Annotated in this window: 17 protein-coding genes and 1 pseudogene; 10 read left to right on the top strand and 8 right to left on the bottom strand. The window is 34.7% G+C overall.

Features of this window, described 5'->3' with window-relative positions; translation table 11 throughout:
- Positions 1–3 precede the first annotated feature (3 nt).
- The 3 genes from DI487_RS14260 to DI487_RS14255 form a co-directional block, all read right to left on the bottom strand.
- On the bottom strand, positions 4–2,319 hold the full coding sequence (locus DI487_RS14260) for a TonB-dependent receptor (RefSeq protein ID WP_317046230.1): 2,316 nt from the start codon (positions 2,317–2,319) through the stop codon (positions 4–6).
- Positions 2,304–2,855 carry a carboxypeptidase-like regulatory domain-containing protein gene (locus DI487_RS16655; protein ID WP_317046229.1) on the bottom strand — a complete coding sequence of 184 codons (552 nt, stop codon included), beginning with the start codon at positions 2,853–2,855 and terminating at the stop codon, positions 2,304–2,306. The genes DI487_RS14260 and DI487_RS16655 overlap by 16 nt, the downstream gene beginning before the upstream one ends.
- 167 nt (positions 2,856–3,022) lie before the next feature.
- A complete protein-coding gene (locus tag DI487_RS14255) occupies positions 3,023–4,573 on the bottom strand; it encodes a tetratricopeptide repeat protein (RefSeq protein WP_109570240.1) in 1,551 nt (516 codons plus the stop codon).
- A 161-nt stretch (positions 4,574–4,734) separates the two neighbouring features.
- Here DI487_RS14255 and DI487_RS14250 point away from each other — a divergent pair, with 161 nt between their 5' ends.
- The 6 genes from DI487_RS14250 (at position 4,735) to DI487_RS14225 (ending at position 12,084) form a co-directional block, all read left to right on the top strand.
- Positions 4,735–5,973: a porin family protein gene (locus tag DI487_RS14250; RefSeq protein WP_109570239.1), complete on the top strand. Its 1,239-nt coding sequence runs from the start codon at positions 4,735–4,737 to the stop codon at positions 5,971–5,973.
- A gap of 95 nt (positions 5,974–6,068) precedes the next feature.
- Positions 6,069–7,712, top strand: a complete 1,644-nt coding sequence (locus DI487_RS14245) for an acyl-CoA carboxylase subunit beta (RefSeq protein ID WP_109570238.1) — start codon at positions 6,069–6,071, stop codon at positions 7,710–7,712.
- Between the two features lie 81 nt (positions 7,713–7,793).
- Entirely contained in the window at positions 7,794–9,455 is a 1,662-nt protein-coding gene (locus tag DI487_RS14240; RefSeq protein ID WP_109570237.1) for an RluA family pseudouridine synthase, read from the top strand.
- A gap of 9 nt (positions 9,456–9,464) precedes the next feature.
- Entirely contained in the window at positions 9,465–9,932 is a 468-nt protein-coding gene (locus DI487_RS14235) for a hypothetical protein (RefSeq protein ID WP_109570236.1), read from the top strand.
- Complete coding sequence (locus tag DI487_RS14230; RefSeq protein ID WP_109570235.1) at positions 9,933–11,561, top strand: M1 family metallopeptidase; 1,629 nt, start codon at positions 9,933–9,935, stop codon at positions 11,559–11,561.
- Between the two features lie 100 nt (positions 11,562–11,661).
- Positions 11,662–12,084 carry a DoxX family protein gene (locus DI487_RS14225; protein WP_109570234.1) on the top strand — a complete coding sequence of 141 codons (423 nt, stop codon included), beginning with the start codon at positions 11,662–11,664 and terminating at the stop codon, positions 12,082–12,084.
- Between the two features lie 8 nt (positions 12,085–12,092).
- Here DI487_RS14225 and DI487_RS14220 read toward each other — a convergent pair whose 3' ends face one another.
- From DI487_RS14220 to DI487_RS14215, 3 genes are read right to left on the bottom strand one after another with little or no spacing between them, the layout of a single operon-like run.
- Positions 12,093–12,914 carry an acyl-CoA synthetase family protein gene (locus DI487_RS14220; RefSeq protein WP_317046227.1) on the bottom strand — a complete coding sequence of 274 codons (822 nt, stop codon included), beginning with the start codon at positions 12,912–12,914 and terminating at the stop codon, positions 12,093–12,095.
- A gap of 17 nt (positions 12,915–12,931) precedes the next feature.
- On the bottom strand, positions 12,932–13,141 hold the full coding sequence (locus DI487_RS16650) for a hypothetical protein (RefSeq protein ID WP_317046226.1): 210 nt from the start codon (positions 13,139–13,141) through the stop codon (positions 12,932–12,934).
- 6 nt (positions 13,142–13,147) lie between these two features.
- Entirely contained in the window at positions 13,148–14,035 is an 888-nt protein-coding gene (locus tag DI487_RS14215) for a CPBP family intramembrane glutamic endopeptidase (RefSeq protein ID WP_109570233.1), read from the bottom strand.
- Positions 14,036–14,147: 112 nt separating this feature from the next.
- Here DI487_RS14215 and arsC point away from each other — a divergent pair, with 112 nt between their 5' ends.
- From arsC to DI487_RS14200, 3 genes are all read left to right on the top strand, one after another.
- Positions 14,148–14,489, top strand: coding sequence for an arsenate reductase (glutaredoxin) (gene arsC / locus DI487_RS14210; protein WP_109570232.1), 342 nt, complete (start codon positions 14,148–14,150; stop codon positions 14,487–14,489).
- Entirely contained in the window at positions 14,490–14,873 is a 384-nt protein-coding gene (locus DI487_RS14205; RefSeq protein ID WP_109570231.1) for a VOC family protein, read from the top strand.
- Positions 14,874–15,028: 155 nt separating this feature from the next.
- Complete coding sequence (locus tag DI487_RS14200; RefSeq protein ID WP_109570230.1) at positions 15,029–17,497, top strand: TonB-dependent receptor domain-containing protein; 2,469 nt, start codon at positions 15,029–15,031, stop codon at positions 17,495–17,497.
- A 67-nt stretch (positions 17,498–17,564) separates the two neighbouring features.
- Here DI487_RS14200 and DI487_RS16120 read toward each other — a convergent pair whose 3' ends face one another.
- On the bottom strand, positions 17,565–17,732 hold the full coding sequence (locus DI487_RS16120) for a hypothetical protein (protein ID WP_170108218.1): 168 nt from the start codon (positions 17,730–17,732) through the stop codon (positions 17,565–17,567).
- 103 nt (positions 17,733–17,835) lie between these two features.
- Here DI487_RS16120 and fumC point away from each other — a divergent pair.
- Positions 17,836–19,214 (top strand): annotated as a pseudogene (fumC, locus tag DI487_RS14195) (class II fumarate hydratase).
- A 41-nt stretch (positions 19,215–19,255) separates the two neighbouring features.
- Here fumC and DI487_RS14190 read toward each other — a convergent pair.
- Positions 19,256–19,984 (bottom strand): DUF1003 domain-containing protein, encoded by a 729-nt coding sequence (locus DI487_RS14190; RefSeq protein ID WP_109570229.1) that lies wholly within the window; start codon positions 19,982–19,984, stop codon positions 19,256–19,258.
- Positions 19,985–19,989 lie beyond the last annotated feature (5 nt).

Below are 19,989 nucleotides of genomic sequence, written 5' to 3'. Positions count from 1 at the left end.
TTCTTAATATAAATCATATTTAATACCGAATGTTAAGCGTCTTCCATAGTATTCCGCTTGTTGTGTCCGTTTACTGATTGATTGATAGTAACGCAAAGGCTGATCGGTAATATTTTTTAATTCGGCATAAAGTCTCAAATTTTTAGACAAAGTTACACCTAAATTGAAGTCTAAGAAAAATTGTTGGTCGTAATAACGATCCTCAAACTGGTTGCCTCCTATTTCATCGATATAAGCATCGGAGAAATTAGCTGATAAGCGGGCATTAAAATACTTGTGATTATACCCTAAAGATCCGTTGAACATATTCGGTGACGTGTTAGGTAAATCTAAATCATCACGTTCCTCTCCGTCTTCATTTCGAATCCCTTTTGCATCAGAGGTCAAATAGGTGTAATTCAGATAGACATTGAAATTTTTAGCAAAACCGGGTAAGAAGTCTAAATTTCTTTGAAACGAAACCTCAACACCAAAAATTGATGCCCTATCACCGTTTAAAGGTTGGTATACTCTATAACCGGATGTTCCCGCTCCATATAAGTCTGCGTCTATTTCTGTCTGGAACTGATAAATGAAATCGCTGATATCTTTGTAAAACAAACCTCCTGAGATCAATCCTACACTTTTGAAATAGTATTCTCCAAGCAAATCAAAGTTTGTTGAAGTGGTTGGCTTTAAATCGGGATTTCCTACATAAATTTCTTCGTCAGAAGTTACCACATCTAAGCTCGGAATTAAATCCACATAATTGGGTCTTGATAAAGTATTCGTAACTGCAAACCGAATGACAGCATTATCATTTGGTGTATATTTAAAGTGAACACTTGGCAACACATTGGTATAACTGTTTTTATCCGTAATGGTTCCCACAAGTTCTTCTTCGTCTTCTATTCTGTTACCGGTTGCTTCTAACGATGTATTTTCAACTCTTACTCCAAGCATTAAACCTAGCTTATTCGTAATTTGTTGAGTTGTCATAACATAACCTGCCCAAACATTTTCACTTACATCAAAATTAGCTCGCAGAAACTCATCAGGAACTGCTTCTCCGTTTACTAAAGTCAATGAACCTAACCAATCGGCACTAACATAGCTCCCTAATTGGTATCGACTACCCGGTAAAAAATCTGTATTCGTGTAATCTTTAAGACCTGTCAGATCCATTGTAGGATAAGTATCTTCTAAATCATATTCAAAGAAATTATTGTTTCGGTTCTTATTTTTAAAACGTGTTTTTACTCCGAACTTAACCGTACCATTCCCGAAAAAGTCAGCCGGAACTTCAAAATTTACTAAGGCATTAATATCTTTTTCTTCTGTGTACTGGTATTGCTCAGTAATTTCATCGTATTCAAAATTTCCGTAATTTGTCTCATCTGTAGGGTTTACTGCATACATTCGGGGAAACTCTGTATCGGTATTATCATTAAAAACGTTGTATTCTGACTGGAAACCGACATATCTTTCATTTTTTCGTTCCTCAGACGCTTTTGCAAATGAAACCATCCAATCTGTTTTTACTGTTCCCAGCAAGTGCTTCCCTCCTAATGAATAATTCTGCATTCTCTGATCTTCTAAACGCCGACTTTTATTTCTGTTATTATTGATCCCTCCTTTTGTTTCTCGAGTAATTTCTGCCGGAAAGCTTGTCAAGTTTCCGTTTGTTACAGTGAAATCACCAAGAGTAATATCTTCTCCGTCCAGAATTTCATATTTAGTTCGGTAACGATTCTCCCTATCATCACGCCAGTTGTACATTGATTTAAAATACAATTCGTTGGTGCTGTTGAACTGGTAATCAAAATTTAATGCAAAACTTCTGCGAACTCTTTGAACCAAATATTTACGGGTTTCAAAACTTTTAGTGTATGGATTTACAGCTACTTCTTCCAAAACAGGTTCGCCATCGCCGTCAGTTGCACCGGTATTGTATTCAAACTTATCATCCCATTCAGCTTCGATATTATCCGAACCGAAATCAGTATCATTAATGGAGGCGGATGCCATCCATCCAAATTTTTTATTTTTGGAACGATTACCTACTAAAAATGAACCGTTTAAAATTCGCTTATCCGTAATAAAGCTAACTCCGGAACCTAATGTTGAAGACAAACGGAATTTTTGAGGCGCCGTTGCTGTGACCAGATTTACGGAACCACCTAAAGCATCACCATCCATATCAGGTGTGATCGTTTTATTAACTTCAATAGTCTGGATCATATCAGACGGGATCAAATCCATCTGAACATTTCGATTATCTCCTTCGGCAGAAGGAATTCTGCTGCCGTTTAGTGTAACTGAATTTAGTTGAGGGGACAAACCCCGTACAATAATGTTTCGGGCTTCCCCTGATCTACCTGCATGGTAATTCCTGGAATACGTTTTACAGCATCTCCGATGTTTGCATCCGGAAATTTTCCGATTTGATCGGTGGAAACAACATTCGTTACATTCATATTATTTTTTTGCGCATTTAGCGCTTTCGATTGGCCGTTTCCGTATCCTACTAACTCTACTTCGTTTAAGTTTAATTTTTTGGGACTTAGTTGAACGATCACATCAGCCGTTTGACCAACTTCAATAGTTACATCAACTTCTGAATCTTCATATCCTAAATAAGTAACTTTCAATTTATAGGTTCCGGCAGGAACTGACACAATAGAAAATTTACCGTCAAAATCCGTTACGGCTCCTTTTTTTAGGGCTTCCAGAACTACATTAGCTCCCGGAAGGTAAAAGTTATTTTCATCAACAACTTTCCCGGTTACTGAACCGTTCTGAGCATTGATTTTGGCAAATGAAAACAGTAGAAATACCGTTACAAATAACCATTTTAGCTGTGTTTGTTTTTTCATTTCTTTATAATTTGATTTTGCCCCAAAACTATAATTATCAATAGATTCGGTAAAAATATAGGAGGCAACAAATAAGAAACGATCCGTTTTTTTAAGGAAACAAGAAGGCAACATTAAGATTGAATTTACATTGTGATAACTTTATATGTAAATAGGATAAAAATAAGCTATAAAGCCAATAAAAAAGCCACTAAATCTTCTTTCGTATCAAGAGGCAATTTCTTTCTGAAACGGTGGCGGGCTACCCGTACACTATCCGGTGTAACTCTCAGGATTGAGGCTATTTCTTTTGAGGATAAATTCAGACGCAACAAAATACCCAACTTTAATTCTGTCGGTGTTAAAGTTTCAATAGCTGCTTCGGAAAGGTTTTTTGTAAAATTAGGATGTATCTCTTCAAAAAACACGTTAAAATCGTTCCATTCGCTATCTTGCTGCAACGTAAAATCAATCTCCGAACAAAGGTCTTTTAAGTGTTTTTCATAATTAACCGATTGTCGCTGTGTTAAATGTTTTAGTTTTGCGGAAAGTTCGGTCAATAATTTATTTTTTTGAACTAAATGCAGACTATAGCGCGACAAAGCTGCATTTTTAACCTCTAAATTGCGATGCAGGTTCTTTTTTTCCTTTGCTTTAAGCTCTAATTCTGCCTTTAATTTCTCCTGTTCCAATTCCTGCAATTTCGTATTTATTCTCCTTCTCTTTCCGGCATACAAAAACCATAAAAAAACAGAAATAAAGAAGATTCCTAAGATCACGACTGATAAGATTAAACGAGTGGAATTGAGTTTGTTTTGCTCTTTCAGAAGTTTGATTTGTGATTCTTTCTGATTGATCTTTAAATCCGTCAACAATACATTTACCTGATTTTGATTTTCTGCTTTAAGGGATAATTCTTTAAAATTTTCTGCCTCTAAACGGTAATTATAAGCTTTTTCATAATCTCCTTGTAAAGCGTAAGCCTTAGCCAAATCTTTAGTAGCACTTTCTAAAAGGTGATTGTCATTGACCTTTGTTGCCACTTCCAAAGCCTGTCGGGTAATCGTAATCGCTATAGTTAAATTTCCTTTTTTTCTGTAAACATCACCAATATTATTCAACACATTAGCCTCTGCTTTAGAAGAAGTTCCTTTGACCAATTGATAACTTTTCTCAAAATACTCAAAAGCTTCATCATACTGCATTAAGTCTTCATAAATGCTTCCTATATTTTCATAAACTTTAGCTCTGATTTCTCTATGTCCTTTTTCACTTAAAGCACTCAAACTTTTATTTTCAAATTCCAATGCTTTCATATAATTACCTTGTTTCTCATAAGAAGAACCAAGTGTACTATAGGCTTTAACCAAACCTTGCTTGTAATCCAATTGCTTAGAAACTGATATTGCCTGTTCTATAAAGGGAATAGCATTTGCATATCGCTTTGTGTTGTTATACAATTCTCCGACTTCAATATTCGTTTTTACAAAAAGTGAATCTTTTGAATTATTCTGATAATCCTTTAATACTGAGTTAAAATATTCTAATGCATTAGCATACAATCCGCTTTCAGCATAAATTTTACCTATTAAAAACCTCTTCTCTAAAACAACCGGAGTAGAATTATGTTGAATTGCCTGCTCTAATTCTTCTTTTAATTGCTTTAAATTTTGAGCATTAACTGTCGGGGAACAACAGATAATCAAAAGTAAACTGAACAGTAAAAAGTTATATCTCATTTTTAAACTCTAAATTCACAAAGAATACAATTCTGATTAAAACTAAGGTTAATAATTGGTTATTAAATAATTAGTTTTTACTATAATCATTACATAAAAAAACGATTTCTATTTAGCAGAAAAAGCTTATGTTTGTACCACTCTAATTAACTAATTTATTTATGAAAAAAAGTATTTTAACTGCCATTGCCTCTTTAATTACGTTCCTTTCCTTCTCCCAAACAAAATTCCTGAGTGGGTATTATATTGACAACACCGGAGAAAAAGTAGAAGGTTTTATAAAAAACACTGACTGGAGAAATAATCCTTCAAAGATCATTTTTAAAACGGCCCCTGAAGCTAGTCCGAAAGAAGTTGATATTGAAAACTTAAATGAATTTGAGATTTACGACAATTCCAGATATATTAAATATACTGTCGACATTGAAAAATCATCAGACAAAATTAACCTGATTAGTAATTCACCCAACCCTGTTTACACTAAAGAAACAGCTTTATTAAAAGTATTGGTTTCCGGAGAAAAGTCACTCTATAAATATGAAAAGGAAAACATTGTAAAATTTTTCTATTCAAATTTTAATGACAAACCTAAACAATTGATATACATTCAATATCATCCGTCAGCTGATACTTTAAAAGTTTTAAAGACCCAACTGAACAATGTTTCCAGCGAAAGTATTTTAACCAATAATGAATACAAAAAACAATTATATGAAGATGTGAATTGTAATTTTGAAAGACAGTATATACAAAATGTCAAATACGATGCAGGATCATTAATCAAATACTTTGAAAAATACAACAGTTGCAAAACAGCTGATTATACTACTTTTAATAACAAAACTGCAAAAATTAATATAAAACCTTCACTTAAATTAAACTATAGCAATTTTAATTTTGAATCTTTTAATATTGATACTGATAAAGGTGTATTTTTCGGAGCTGGTGTAGAATTCGAAATAGTACTTCCGTTCAACAATAATAAATTCAGCTTTATTTTAGATCCCAACTATAATACTATCAAACAAGATGCTACCAGTCGTTATTATTTAAGTCCCAATGTTTATACCGAAAAAGAAGGTGAAATAAAGTTAAACTACGTAAACATACCTATCGGTTTAAGATATTATGTTTTCCTTAATGATAATTCTAAGATATTTTTCACTCCGTCTTTTGATCTGAATTATGCTATCGGAAAGTCTAACGGTTATTATGCAGGCGGAGAAAAGATCTCAGGTTTTACGCCTAAAACCAGTTTCGGATTAGGAGTAGGTTATGCCTATCAAAAGCTATTTTTTGAAGCAAAACTACAATCAAAAACCGTATTATTCGATTATTATTCGCAAGATAACAACAGTTTAAAAAATATTAGCCTTGCCATAAAATATCAACTTTTCTAAGTTGCTTAAAAATCCAAGTGTTATACTTGGATTTTTTTTATATAATTTCATTCTCTTTTCTTATTTTAGCGCATACTTTTTAGATTTCGCAAAAAATGGATATAAATTTTAACAAAAACGAAGATTTCAACAAACTTTTAATTTCAGATTTAAAGAATAAATTAGCCAAAGTTAAACTAGGCGGTGGTCAAAAACGAATCGAAAAATTACATGCCGAAGGAAAGATGACTGCCCGGGAACGTATTGATTATTTATTAGATACTGATTCAAAAAGTATTGAGATCGGTGCCTTTGCCGGAGAAGAAATGTATCCGGAACACGGAGGATGTCCTTCCGGAGGAGTTGTTGTTAAGATAGGATATATTCAGGGAAAACAATGCATTGTAGTAGCTAATGATGCTACCGTAAAAGCCGGAGCCTGGTTCCCTATTACCGGGAAAAAGAATTTAAGAGCACAGGAAATCGCTATTGAAAACAAACTACCGATCATTTATTTAGTAGATTCTGCCGGAGTATATTTACCCATGCAGGATGAGATTTTTCCCGACAAAGAACATTTTGGGCGAATTTTCCGCAACAATGCTGTAATGAGCAGTATGGGCATCACGCAAATCGCAGCCGTTATGGGAAGTTGTGTGGCCGGTGGCGCTTATTTGCCCATTATGAGTGATGAAGCGCTTATCGTAGATAAAACCGGAAGTATTTTCTTAGCTGGAAGTTATCTGGTAAAAGCAGCCATAGGCGAAAGTATCGATAACGAAACCTTAGGCGGTGCCACTACTCATTGTGAAATTTCAGGAGTTACTGATTACAAAGCAAAAGACGATAAAGACGCTTTAGACAGAATCAAATCGGTCATAGGAAAGATCGGCGATTATGAAAAAGCCGGATTCAACAGGATAAAAGCTCAAAAACCGGCTGAAAAAGAAGAAGATATTTATGGTATTTTACCTAAATCCCGTGCAGACCAGTATGATATGATGGAGATCATCAAACGCTTAGTCGATAATTCAGATTTTGATGAATACAAAGCCGGTTACGGACAGACCATTATTACGGGCTATGCCCGCATCGATGGTTGGGCTGTAGGAATTGTTGCCAATCAACGTAAAATTGTGAAAACAACCGGTGCCAAAACAAAACCAAGTGAAATGCAATTCGGCGGTGTAATTTATTCGGATTCTGCTGATAAAGCCACCCGTTTTATAGCGAATTGCAACCAAAAGAAAATCCCTTTGGTTTTTCTTCAGGATGTAACCGGGTTTATGGTTGGCAGTAAATCAGAACATGGCGGAATTATTAAAGACGGAGCCAAAATGGTCAATGCTGTTTCCAACTCTGTGGTTCCTAAATTTACTGTTGTAGTAGGAAATTCGTACGGAGCCGGTAATTATGCCATGTGTGGGAAAGCTTATGATCCCAGATTGATATTCGCTTGGCCAAGTGCTCAATTAGCCGTTATGGGGGGCGCTCAGGCAGCAAAAGTATTATTACAGATCGAGGCAGCCTCTTTAAAAAAATCTGGAGAAGAATTAACTCCGGAAAAAGAAGCAGAACTATTCAATAAGATCAAGGCTAAATACGACGCTCAGGTTTCCCCGTATTATGCTGCCGCTCGTTTGTGGACCGATGCTATTATTGATCCATTGGAAACCAGAACCTGGATTTCTATGGGAATTGAAGCCGCTAACCATGTTCCTATTGAAAAACCGTTTAATTTAGGAGTGATTCAAGTATAAATATTAATTTTGTGATCCCGAACTTGTTTCGGGATCTTTTTTTAGCAGCTGAAATGAATTCAGCCTGACAACCTAATTTTTATGCTTTCAAAATTCCGATATTTCAAAACTGATATTTCAGGTATTTCATTACCCGAAAAATTTACATTCCCTTTTTATTACGAACCTCATGAACTGAGTAGAATTGCAGCACAAGAACTTCAGGAATATTTAAAGACCCAAACTGATTTTGAACACAACTTCGGTTTACAAAAAGATCAGGAAGGGTTTGTAATCGGAAAAATGTTTGGCGTTCTGGTATGCCTCGATCAAAATGATAAATTAGGTTATTTATGGGGTGTTTCGGGAAAATTAGCCGATAGCAACCACCATCTTTATTTTGTTCCTCCGGTATTTGATATGCTAACGCAAAATAGCTTTTTCAAGCAGGAAGAAGCTATTTTAAACCAATACAACCGGAAAATAGAAGCTTTAGAACAAAGTATGGCTTTAGCAGAAGCCAAAAAAAATTTAGAGCAAACAAAAGAAGAAGCACAAAACGATATCCGACGTCAGAAACGGCGTATTAAAGACTTAAAAATTCAACGGGATGAAAAACGCGCTTCCTTTGATAATTTGTCGCCAACAACAATTGAGCAATTAGAGCTCGAACTTTCTGAAGAAAGTAAAAAAGAAAGCATTTTACTCAAAAAAATGACAAAATATTGGAATTTAACTGTCGAAAATCAAAAGTCGAAAGTCGAAAGTTTTCAAGCTGAAATTGATCATTTAAAACTAGAAAGAGCCAATAAATCCTCAGAATTACAACAACGATTATTTGCCCAATACGCCTTTTTAAATCAAAATAAAAAATTAAAAAGTGTAGGTGAAATTTTTGACGATAATCCTCCTGCAGGTGCCGGTGAATGTGCTGCACCTAAGTTATTGCATTATGCTTTTCAAAATAATTTAAAACCAATTGCCTTAGCTGAATTCTGGTGGGGACAATCACCAAAATCAGAAATACGCAAACACAAACAATTTTACCCGGCTTGCAGAAGCAAATGTGAACCTATTCTGGCTCACATGTTACAGGGCATAGAAATGGATGAGAATCCGCTCTTAGAAAACCCCGCCGAAGGAAAAGATATCGAAATTGTTTTTGAAGACGATCATTTAGCAGTTGTGAATAAACCCGCCGAATTTCTTTCCGTTCCCGGAAAAAATATACAAGATTCGGTTTACGAACGTGTCAAGAAACGCTATCCCGAAGCTACAGGTCCACTGATCGTTCATCGTTTAGACATGTCGACCTCCGGTTTGTTATTGATCGCCAAATCAGAAGAAATCTATAAAAAACTACAATCGCAGTTTATCAAACGAACCGTTAAAAAAAGATATGTGGCTTTGCTTGACGGCATTGTAAAACAGCCGGAAGGCATTATTAATTTACCATTGCGAGTAGATTTAGACAATCGCCCGCATCAATTGGTTTGCTACGAATACGGAAAACCCGCCGAAACACATTTTAAAGTCGTCGAAATAAAGAATAAAAAAACACGCATACACTTCTTCCCTATTACCGGACGAACACACCAATTGCGTGTTCATGCGTCACATAGTCTAGGATTGAATTGCCCTATTATTGGTGATGATTTGTACGGAACCAAAGCAGATCGTTTGTATCTTCATGCCGAAGAAATTACATTTATACATCCTGTTTTAAAAGAAAAAATGACTATTTTTAAAGAAGCAGAATTTTAAGTTTTTAAAATGAAGAAAATAACATTTGTATTAATATTTTTATTCTTAAACGTATATTCACAATTTAAACTTAATTATACAGATATTCAATTAGAATATAGAAATCACTACACACACAAAAATTATTTTGAAGTCTCAAAAATAATTAATGAAAATGAAGAAGAATACGCAGATTTTATTTTCTCAAAAAAAGATAGTTCACTTGTTTCTATTCATTTTAAAAAATCAAAAGGTTATTCAGGTATAGATGCCAAAAAGCTTATAAATAAATTTATTGTCGATTTCAGTCCGACAAAAGTTAAAACATGGGAAAATTGGAGCTTATACTATGATGAAAAAAACAAGATTCTTTTGATAAAAGCTTTTGAAAATTATTCATCAGAAAAGATAAAAGAAATTAATATTACAATTGATTCAGAAATAATTAGTAATATGTTATTAAATTTGTTTAATTCTGGCATTAATTTTAATAAATAGATGAAAAAATCACTTTACATATCCCTTTTAATCATTGGCTTCCAACAACTATCAGCTCAAAACTTTACCCACAGAGATTCCTTACAGGGTGGTTTACGCTTGGAACGTACTTGTTTTGACGTCCAACGGTATGATTTGAGTCTCACTATCAATCCTGATGAAAAAAGTATTACCGGATACAATCAGGTCACCTTTAAAGTAATAGAACCTACGCAAAAAATACAATTGGATCTGTTTGACAATATGAAAGTTGATTCTATTGTGTGGAACAACCAAAAGCTAAACTATACAAGAGATTACGATGCCGTTTTCATCAACTTTCCGCAACCAATCGATCAAAACTCGATAGAAAAACTTAGATTCTACTATTCCGGTAAACCTAAAGTCGCTAAAAATGCACCTTGGGATGGCGGATTTGTTTTCAGTAAAGATGATAACAAAAAAGATTTTATTGCTGTAGCTGTCCAAGGAACTGGGGCTAGTTTATGGTATCCGTGTAAAGACTCACAAACGGATGAACCTGATAACGGAGCTACTATAAAAGTGGCTGTACCTAATGGTTTAATGAATGTTTCTAACGGTCGGTTTACAGGTTCTCAGGATTTAGGAAACGGATACACCCGCTGGGATTGGGAAGTAAAAAATCCAATCAATAATTACGATATCACAGTGAATATTGCCGATTATGTCCACATTCATGATACTTACGAAGGTTTGGACTTAGACTATTATGTTTTACGGGAAAATGAGGAAAAGGCCAAGCAACACTTTGAAGCAGATGTAAAACCCATGTTTGCCTGTTTCAATAAAAAATTCGGAAATTATCCGTTTTGGGAAGACGGTTACAAATTAGTAGAAACTCCTTATTTAGGAATGGAACACCAAAGTGCTGTAGCTTACGGAAACAAATACCGAAAAGGCTATTTAGGCAGGGATCTATCCAGAAGTGGTCTTGGAATGGGCTTTGACTTTATTATTATTCATGAAACCGGACACGAATGGTTCGGAAATAGCATTACCAGTAAAGATATTGCAGATATGTGGATTCATGAGGCTTTCACTACCTATAGTGAAACCGTATTTATTGAATGCCAAAAAGGTTATGAAGCCGCTATGAAATACATCAACGGTCAAGGCTTTAATGTACAGAACGACCGACCGGTTATAGGACAATACGGTGTAAATAACGAAGGAAGCGGTGACATGTATTATAAAGGCGCTCTACTGTTGAACACCTTGCGACATGTGATTAATGACGATGCTAAATGGTGGAAACTATTACACGATTACAGCGAGCATTTTAAAAAACAGATCATTGACACCGATCAGGTGGTCGCTTATTTCAATGAAAAAAGCGGTATGAACCTTACTCCCATTTTTAACCAATATTTGAAAACTACTCAAATCCCTGAACTGGTCTACAAAACAGACGGCAACTATTTCTATTACCGTTGGGATAATGTAAACGCTGATTTCAATATGCCGGTAGACATTGAATACAACCGAAAAAAAGTACGTTTATATCCTACCACTCAGGAACAAAAAATAAAATTGCGCAAACTTAAAAAATCAAAGAGCTATCAAATTTTTGACAATAATTTCTTTATCAAATTAAAGGAAGAGTTGTGAATTCAATATTTTTTTAAACATTAAATTATTTAATTCTTAAATTATTTTAATAATTATTTAATTTTCAGTAAATTAGCCTTATATCAAAAAACTAAATGTAATGGCTACAATTAGAGAATTAAACAAATGGGCTAATGCACACACTTATTATCCGTTAGATCTGGTACGTGTTATTTTTGGTGTCTTTTTGTTTCTGAAAGGGGTAACTTTCATTACAGAAACAAACTATTTACATGACATTTTAAATACTGCAGGGAATTTTGGCAGTGAAATGTTAATTATACACTATGTTTCCATGGCTCACATTGTGGGAGGAACAATGATTTGCATTGGCTTCCTGACTAGATGGTCAGTATGGGTACAAATGCCTATACTTATCTGCGCTCTTTTACTGAATTTCTTTAGTGAGTTTAACACTAGTAATTTTGTTCAGGCTTCTGCTGCTCTACTTCTGGCGATTTTTTTCGTTTTTTACGGAAGCGGAAAGCATTCGGTGGATTATTATCTAAAAATGCATAAATAAAAAACGGGCTATACCAGCCCGTTTTTTTCTAAAGTCTCTTTACGATTAATTTTTCCGTTTTCCGTTTCACTGAATCTGGATATATAAACAACTTCCTTAGGTTTTTCATAAGTATCCAATACTTCAAAAATCTTAGTATCTATATTGTTCTTTCCTTCTATTGCCAACACTACTTTCTGACCTAAATGCTTATCCGGTTTAGAAGCGATAAAATAGCGGGATTTTAACTTACCATCCAATTTTTTTTCAACCAGTTCCGGAATAATTTTTATTCCTCCGGAATTAATGATGTTATCTTTCCTTCCTATCCATTTGAATGTATTCTTTCCGGTAATCTCAACCAGATCGTGTGTAAAGATCTTCTCGTCTGAAACTCTGGGAGCTTCAATAACTAAACAACCTTCAATATCCTTAGCCACTTTTATACCGGGTAAAACAGTGAAGACCTCTTCTCCTATAGGTTTGGCAGCAATATGAGTAATGGTTTCCGTCATGCCATAAGTTTCATAACTTTTCGTCTTTTTCCCCTTAAGACTTTCTATAAGATCCTGAGAAACTTTGGCTCCGCCAATAATCAGTTTGTCAATCTGTTCTATATTTTCTAGAGCATGTTCGACTTGTAGCGGAACCATCGCTGCAAAATCATAATTCTTATAAGTATGCGCTAACGGATTGCCTTTAGGTGAAACCATATCCATTTCTAATCCTAAAATAATGGATCGAACGAGCATTAACTTCCCTGCAATAAACCGGGCAGGTAAACAGTTTAAAGCTGTATTCCCGGGTTCCAATTCAAAAAAATCTCCCGTAGCCAAAGCTGAGTTGACCATTGCTTGTTTATCAATTCTTACAATCTTCGGTTCCCCGTTGTTCCCGAAGTTTGTGCCTCAACATAGTCTTTTGCATCAAACCAATCCAAAAGAAACATTCCTACTTCTTTTTCAAAATCTTCCCCTTCTTTGATCAGACTGTAAGCCAATTGAAAAAGAGAATCTCTATCTAAGTGAAAGCCGTTTATTTTAAATCGGTTATGAATATTTGTATAATGCGGTGTCATAATATTTTAATCTTTTAAAGTTCCGAAAAGTTTAGTTTTCCAATCATGCCAGTTATATTTTTTAGCAAAAACAAAAATCAAAACAGGATAAATTACCACGATCGGAAACAACACATCAAAACCGATGCTCGGTTCAGATATATCTTTAAATACAGAATAGGTCTGAAAAGCAGTCCAGTCTGATGTTACTAATAGTGCTCCTACTAAATTATTAGCCGCGTGAAAACCTAAGGCTAACTCCATTCCATCATCCAAGAGTGTTATGATTCCCAGAAAAAAGCCGGTACCTATATAATATATCATTATATAATAGCCTATTTTCTCGACTTCAGGATTTGCAGCATGCATTAAGCCAAACAGAACAGAACTGACAAACATTCCTGCAAAACGACTTTTGGTTTCCAAGCTTAACCCTTGTAAAATTTGTCCTCTGAACAAGTATTCTTCGAAACTTGTCTGCATCGGGATCAAGATAATAGCCATTATAAAAAACACGGCAAAATTCACGGGTTGGAAATTAATCTGAAAATTTTCCGGAGCAATGTAATAAGCCCATAAGGTCATTACTATCGTAAATACTGCCCATACAGTAAATGAAAAACCGATGCGTTTCCAGTCTATTTTTTCTCTACCCGTTGTAAAAACAGTTAAAGGAATCCTTTGTATAAATTTAACCCATACTAAAACGATCAGCAAACCTAAAGCTAAAGGAGCAATCAAATACAGAAATGTACGGTTAACTCCGAAGCTAAGTATCGACTCCTGCATCACTTTATTGGTATCTACACTAGCTGATAAAATAAAATTAATCGCCATTAATAAAATAAAACTAACAGGAATAGGCCAATAAAGTAAAAGATAAGGCTTCAGTTTTTGAATTCGCTCTAAATACATATACAATGTGCTTTACTTACAAAGGTAAAGTTTTAAGTAAAAAAAAGACAAGCATTTTATTTCAAAATTTACTTTAAGTATCTTTACACTTTAAAATTCAAAGATAGTATTTATGATAACAATATACCATAACCCAAGATGTACTAAATCCAGAGAAGGTTTGTGTGAACTGGAAAACCTGAATACAGAATTTACCATAAGAAAATATTTAGACGAACCTTTCACCAAAGAGGAGTTAAAAGAAGTAATTCAAAAATTAAACATAAAACCTATAGAATTAGTACGTACAAAAGAAGCCATCTGGAAAGAAGAATACAAAGGCAAAGAACTTACTGATGAGAATATTATAGATGCCATGCTTCAACATCCTAAGTTAATTGAACGTCCGATCGTAGTTAACGGAAATAAAGCCGTAATTGCCCGTCCGAAAGAAAAAATACAAGATATTTTATAAATGATCTTACGAGTTGCCCGACATACCGATGATCTTGAAGGTTTAATTCATTTTTACACTAAAATACTGGAATTGGAAATAATCGGCGATTTCCGTAACCATAATCATTATGATGGTGTTTTTTTAGGCAAAAAGGATCAGAATTGGCATTTGGAATTTACCACCTCCAAAGACAAAACTACGCATCATTCTGATGAGGATGACCTGATGGTTTTCTATCCTACGGATGAAAGCACCTATCAAAGCATTCTAAAAAACATTGAAAACCAACAAATTAAAAAAGAAAAAGCCAAAAACCCATATTGGAACGAAAATGGAATCTTAATTCGTGACCCCGATGGTTTCGGAATAATCGTCAGTCCTTTAAAAATAAATAAAGGCTGAAGGATACTCATACATCAAATTACTCCTGATCTTGCCTGTTCCTAACCGAACAAAAGCTTCTTAAAATTTCTGTTTTCATTTTTTTAACAAAGATTTGTGATTTTACGCTTAAACCAAAGTTTATTTTTGTCGTCTAAAGAAATAAACTTTAATAAATGCAACGAGTACTCACCACTATTACACTATTACTATTAGCCACAACTACTGCTTTTTCTCAGGGAAATACAGGAGGAAAAAAAATTAAAATCACCGGAAAGATCATTGAAAAAGGTACAGATTTACCTTTAGAATACGCTACTGTCGTATTTCAAGATGCTAAAAATCCTGAAAAATTATCAGGTTCCGTAACTGATATGGACGGTAATTTCAACTTTGAAGTAACTACCGGAACCTATAATGTGCGGTTTGAGTATATTTCTTTTAAGACCGTAGAAATTAAAACCAGAACTCTTACAACAGATACTGATTTCGGTGCTGTTTATCTGGAAGCCGATGTGTCTCAACTAAAAGGTGTTGAATTAGTTGCTGAAAAATCAACCGTTGAAATTAAACTTGACAAACGAATTTACAACGTAGGAAAAGATATGACCGTTAAAGGCGGAACAATAAGTGATGTTTTAGATAATGTGCCCTCAGTAACGGTTGATCCGGAAGGAAATATCGCTTTAAGAGGTAATGAAAATGTTAAGATTTTAATTGACGGAAAACCTTCAGGTCTGGCAGGGATTAACATTGCCGATGCTTTAAAATTACTTCCTGCCGATTCTGTAGACAAAGTAGAAGTTATAACCAATCCATCGGCACGTTATGATGCTGAAGGTGGTGGTGGTATCATTAACATTGTACTGAAAAAAGGTAAAACTAACGGTGTAAACGGATCTATTGTATTAACAGCCGGTGATCCTGAAAACTATATGGCTAACGCCAGTATCAACAAAAAGACAGAGAACTTCAACTTATTCTCTAATTTCGGATACAATTACAGAAATTCTCCCGGTAATTCCTCAACGGACTCTCGTTACTTAAACGATGATAATTCAACTAAAAGCTACAGCGAAGAAAGAAGAAAAAATCACCGTCAGAATGAAGGATACAATGCTAATTTCGGTATTGACTGGTCGTTGACAAAATCATTGACCTGGACAAATTCTGTGACTTTTGCTGAAAGTAACGGTAAAAACCCTGATGATGTATACCTTACCTATTATGATGCAGATCATAATTATGATTATACTAAAAACCGTTTTAATGACGGAATCAGTGATAACTTCAGAATTGAATATGCTACCAACTTCACAAAAGATTTTAAAAAAGAAGGTCATAAATTAACAGTTGACATGGCTTTTTCACAAAACCGTGAAGACGATAGCTCTACAATTACCGATCAAAACCTGGACGGTACTCCTTATCTTTTATACGAAAGAACTTTAAATAATAACAGTCAAAATCGCAATCTTTTCCAAACGGATTATGTATTGCCTATAGGCGAGAACGGACGTTTTGAGGCTGGATACAGAGGTTCTTTTCAAAATAATTTAACTGATTTTGTTATCGAATCAGAAGATAACGGAAGTTGGGTTCGCAATGATTTATACTCTAATTTATTGGAATACAAAGAAAAAATCAATGCCCTTTACATGCAATACGGGAACAAATTCAAAAAATTCTCTTATTTCTTAGGTGTTCGTTTTGAAGACAGTAATATTGATGTTAACTCCATTACATCAAACGATTATAACAAGAAAAAATACAACAATTTCTTCCCTTCTGCTACTTTAGGATATGAATTCAGTGAAAGTAGCTCTATGAGCTTAAGCTATAGTAAACGAATCAACAGACCCAGAGGACGTTTTTTAAATCCATTCTCATCTTACTCAAGTAATATTAATATCTTTCAGGGAAATCCCGATCTGAATCCTTCTTATACTAATGTCTTTGATCTAGGCTATTTGAAAAGATGGAACAAAGTAACAGTAAACACTTCTGCTTACGTAAACCTTACTGACGATTCTTTTCAATTTGTAAGAAGAGAATCCGGAAATTTTGTAGACGACGTGCCGGTTATTGTTAGTACACCTATTAACTTAGCCAAAGAATACCGTGCCGGTTTTGAGTTCAATGTTAATTACAATCCTTTTAAATGGTGGCGATTGAATTCTAATTTCAATTTATTCCGAAATGAAACAAAAGGAGAATTCAGCTATGTTGATTACCAAAACAATCCTGTAGTTCAGAATTTAGACAATGTGGCAACAACCTGGTTTACCCGACTAAGTTCAAAAGTAACCTTACCTTATAAAATTGACTGGCAGACTAATATTATGTATCGGGCACCGCAAACTACAGCTCAGGGAAAACGTTTGTCTATGACATCCGTAAACTTAGCATTCAGTAAAGACGTTTTAAAAGATAAGGGAACCTTATCCTTAAATGTCAGCGATTTATTTAACAGCCGTAAAAGACGAATGGACACCTACCTCCCGGGAAGTGTTGACTCCTACTCAGAATTTCAATGGAGACAAAGACAAATCAACTTCTCTTTCACATACCGTTTTAACATGAAAAAAGAAAAAGACCAGCAAAGAAGAGATGACGGTGGTGGTGACGGAGAATTTATGGGTTAATTATTATCATAAAAAAAGTCCTGATGTACTATCAGGACTTTTTTGCTTTTAACTAAGAATCAATTCGTTATTCTTGGTTATTGCGTTTTTTATCTCTTCTCTCTTTGATGAATTCTTTAATAGCACCACCTAACCAGTAAGGTACAAATGAAGCCAAGAAAATCATTAACCAAAATCCGATTGTAAGGATGGTTAAGAAAAGTAAAAAACCTAAATACTGTTGAAATTCAAACATGTTTTCCGGAATTTTATGAATTCAGCTCAAAGATACTATTTTTAGCATTATGATAACAAACTTTCTTCTATAAAAATTCTAACTTTATAGAAAATATGATACAATGTACAGAATTGAAAAAGACACCTTAGGTGAAGTCAGTGTTCCGGCTGATAAACTTTGGGGTGCACAAACTGAACGTTCCCGCAATAATTTCAAAATCGGTGCTCCGGCCTCTATGCCACATGAAATTATTGAAGCTTTTGCCTATTTAAAAAAAGCTGCCGCATTTACAAATACTGAATTGAATGTTTTAACGGAAACAAAGCGTGATCTTATTGCTAACGTTTGTGATGAAATACTGGACGGGAAACTCGACGAACATTTTCCGTTGGTCATTTGGCAAACCGGTTCAGGGACACAATCTAACATGAATGTTAATGAAGTGATCGCCCACAGAGCCCAACAATTAACGGGAAAGATTTTAGTGAAGATTTTATACTGAAGGCTAATGACGATGTTAACAAATCGCAATCGTCAAACGATACCTTTCCCACAGCAATGCATATTGCTGCCAGCATTCAACTGATTAGGCACTCTATTCCGGCGGTTGAAGTTTTACAAAAAGCATTGAATGCAAAAGCTGAAGAATTTAAAGATGTTATCAAAATAGGCCGTACCCATTTAATGGACGCTACTCCCCTGACCTTAGGTCAGGAATTTTCGGGTTATGCCCAATTACTGGCAAACGGTTTAATAACGCTGAAACAATCACTTGAACCTTTATCAGAATTAGCTTTAGGCGGAACCGCAGTCGGAACCGGTCTAAACACTCCTAAAGGCTATGATACTCTGGTAGCTCAATACATTTCTGAATTTACCGGGATCTCATTTCAAACGGCACCTAATAAATTTGAGGCGCTTTCGGCACACAATGCCATTGTACAAGGTCATGCTGCTCTGAAACAGCTTGCCGTATCTTTAAATAAAATAGCAAATGACATTCGGCTTTTAGCTTCCGGACCGCGTTCGGGTATCGGAGAGATCCTTATTCCTGAAAATGAACCCGGATCGTCGATTATGCCCGGAAAAGTAAATCCTACACAATGTGAAGCTTTAACTATGGTAGCTGCACAGGTAATGGGAAATGATGTAGCAATAACGATCGGAGCCACACAAGGACATTATGAACTAAATGTCTTTAAACCTTTGCTTATTGCTAATTTCTTACAATCGGCCCGATTACTGGGCGATGCTTGTTTATCGTTTACTGAACATTGTGTTAACGGTATTGAACCCAATTATAAAAGGATAGATGAATTATTAAAAAATTCACTGATGTTGGTTACTGCTTTAAATACTAAAATAGGTTATTATAAAGCAGCAGAGATCGCGCAAACAGCACATGCGAACGGAACTACTTTAAAAAAAGAAGCTATTCGGTTAGGATATGTTTCAGAAGAAGATTTTGACCGATGGGTCGATCCGAAGAAAATGGTTTGATTAATTTATTTTTAACATGGAGTGAAGAGCCTTTTATTGCATCAAGGCTTTTCATTTTTATTTATAGAATTAGAATTCTCAATCTTAGCTATAATATCATTCATCATATCAATTTGAATTTTCTGAATTTCCAACATAGATTGTTCCTGGTGTAAAATTAAATGGTCGATCTTTTCATGCAACATCCGAATCTCTAATTCAGATTTCAAATTAATCATATAATCATTTTTGGCCCGTTCACGGTCTTTTTCTTCCTGACGATTTTGGCTCATCATAATGATGGGTGCCTGTAAAGCCGCTAAACAAGATAAAATCAGGTTCAGTAATATGAACGGATATGGGTCAAATCCTTTATTCAGTAAAAAGAAAACATTAATTAGTATCCATGCAAATAGAAAAAACATAAAAGACAAGATAAATGTCCAGCTGCCACCAAATTCAGCTACTTTATCCGCTATTTTTTGTCCAAAAGTATATACCGTCTGTTCTTCTATCAACTGACTCAAATTACTTCTATTAGTCATCGAATCTAATACTGTTCTCTCTAAACCGGATAACTCTCCCTCTTCATTTAATAATAAGGACCCTATATACTTTTCGCGATAATAATTCAACTCAGATACAGAAATAACACTACTCTTGGTAAATGTCGGATATTCCCCTAAGATCAGATCAAATATAGGTTTACGAACAGATCTTCCATAGACTTTTTCACTTAAAGGAAATTCTTTATGTGAAATAGAGCTGGTAAAAATATCTTTTTTGGACATGACTA

The organism is Flavobacterium sediminis (assembly GCF_003148385.1).
Taxonomy (GTDB): domain Bacteria; phylum Bacteroidota; class Bacteroidia; order Flavobacteriales; family Flavobacteriaceae; genus Flavobacterium; species Flavobacterium sediminis.
The sequence above is the reverse complement of the archived record's forward strand: the minus strand, read 5'-3'. Positions and strand labels throughout refer to the sequence as shown.

Bases quoted from the DNA above. Each gene is read 5' to 3' on its own strand.
- DI487_RS16655 (WP_317046229.1), bottom strand. From the start codon at position 2,855: ATGAAAAAACAAACACAGCTAAAATGGTTATTTGTAACGGTATTTCTA.
- DI487_RS14255 (WP_109570240.1), bottom strand. From the start codon at position 4,573: ATGAGATATAACTTTTTACTGTTCAGTTTACTTTTGATTATCTGTTGT.
- DI487_RS14250 (WP_109570239.1), top strand. From the start codon at position 4,735: ATGAAAAAAAGTATTTTAACTGCCATTGCCTCTTTAATTACGTTCCTT.
- DI487_RS14245 (WP_109570238.1), top strand. From the start codon at position 6,069: ATGGATATAAATTTTAACAAAAACGAAGATTTCAACAAACTTTTAATT.
- DI487_RS14240 (WP_109570237.1), top strand. From the start codon at position 7,794: ATGCTTTCAAAATTCCGATATTTCAAAACTGATATTTCAGGTATTTCA.
- DI487_RS14235 (WP_109570236.1), top strand. From the start codon at position 9,465: ATGAAGAAAATAACATTTGTATTAATATTTTTATTCTTAAACGTATAT.
- DI487_RS14230 (WP_109570235.1), top strand. From the start codon at position 9,933: ATGAAAAAATCACTTTACATATCCCTTTTAATCATTGGCTTCCAACAA.
- DI487_RS14225 (WP_109570234.1), top strand. From the start codon at position 11,662: ATGGCTACAATTAGAGAATTAAACAAATGGGCTAATGCACACACTTAT.
- DI487_RS14220 (WP_317046227.1), bottom strand. From the start codon at position 12,914: ATGGTCAACTCAGCTTTGGCTACGGGAGATTTTTTTGAATTGGAACCC.
- DI487_RS16650 (WP_317046226.1), bottom strand. From the start codon at position 13,141: ATGACACCGCATTATACAAATATTCATAACCGATTTAAAATAAACGGC.
- DI487_RS14215 (WP_109570233.1), bottom strand. From the start codon at position 14,035: ATGTATTTAGAGCGAATTCAAAAACTGAAGCCTTATCTTTTACTTTAT.
- arsC (WP_109570232.1), top strand. From the start codon at position 14,148: ATGATAACAATATACCATAACCCAAGATGTACTAAATCCAGAGAAGGT.
- DI487_RS14205 (WP_109570231.1), top strand. From the start codon at position 14,490: ATGATCTTACGAGTTGCCCGACATACCGATGATCTTGAAGGTTTAATT.
- DI487_RS14200 (WP_109570230.1), top strand. From the start codon at position 15,029: ATGCAACGAGTACTCACCACTATTACACTATTACTATTAGCCACAACT.
- DI487_RS16120 (WP_170108218.1), bottom strand. From the start codon at position 17,732: ATGTTTGAATTTCAACAGTATTTAGGTTTTTTACTTTTCTTAACCATC.
- DI487_RS14190 (WP_109570229.1), bottom strand. From the start codon at position 19,984: ATGTCCAAAAAAGATATTTTTACCAGCTCTATTTCACATAAAGAATTT.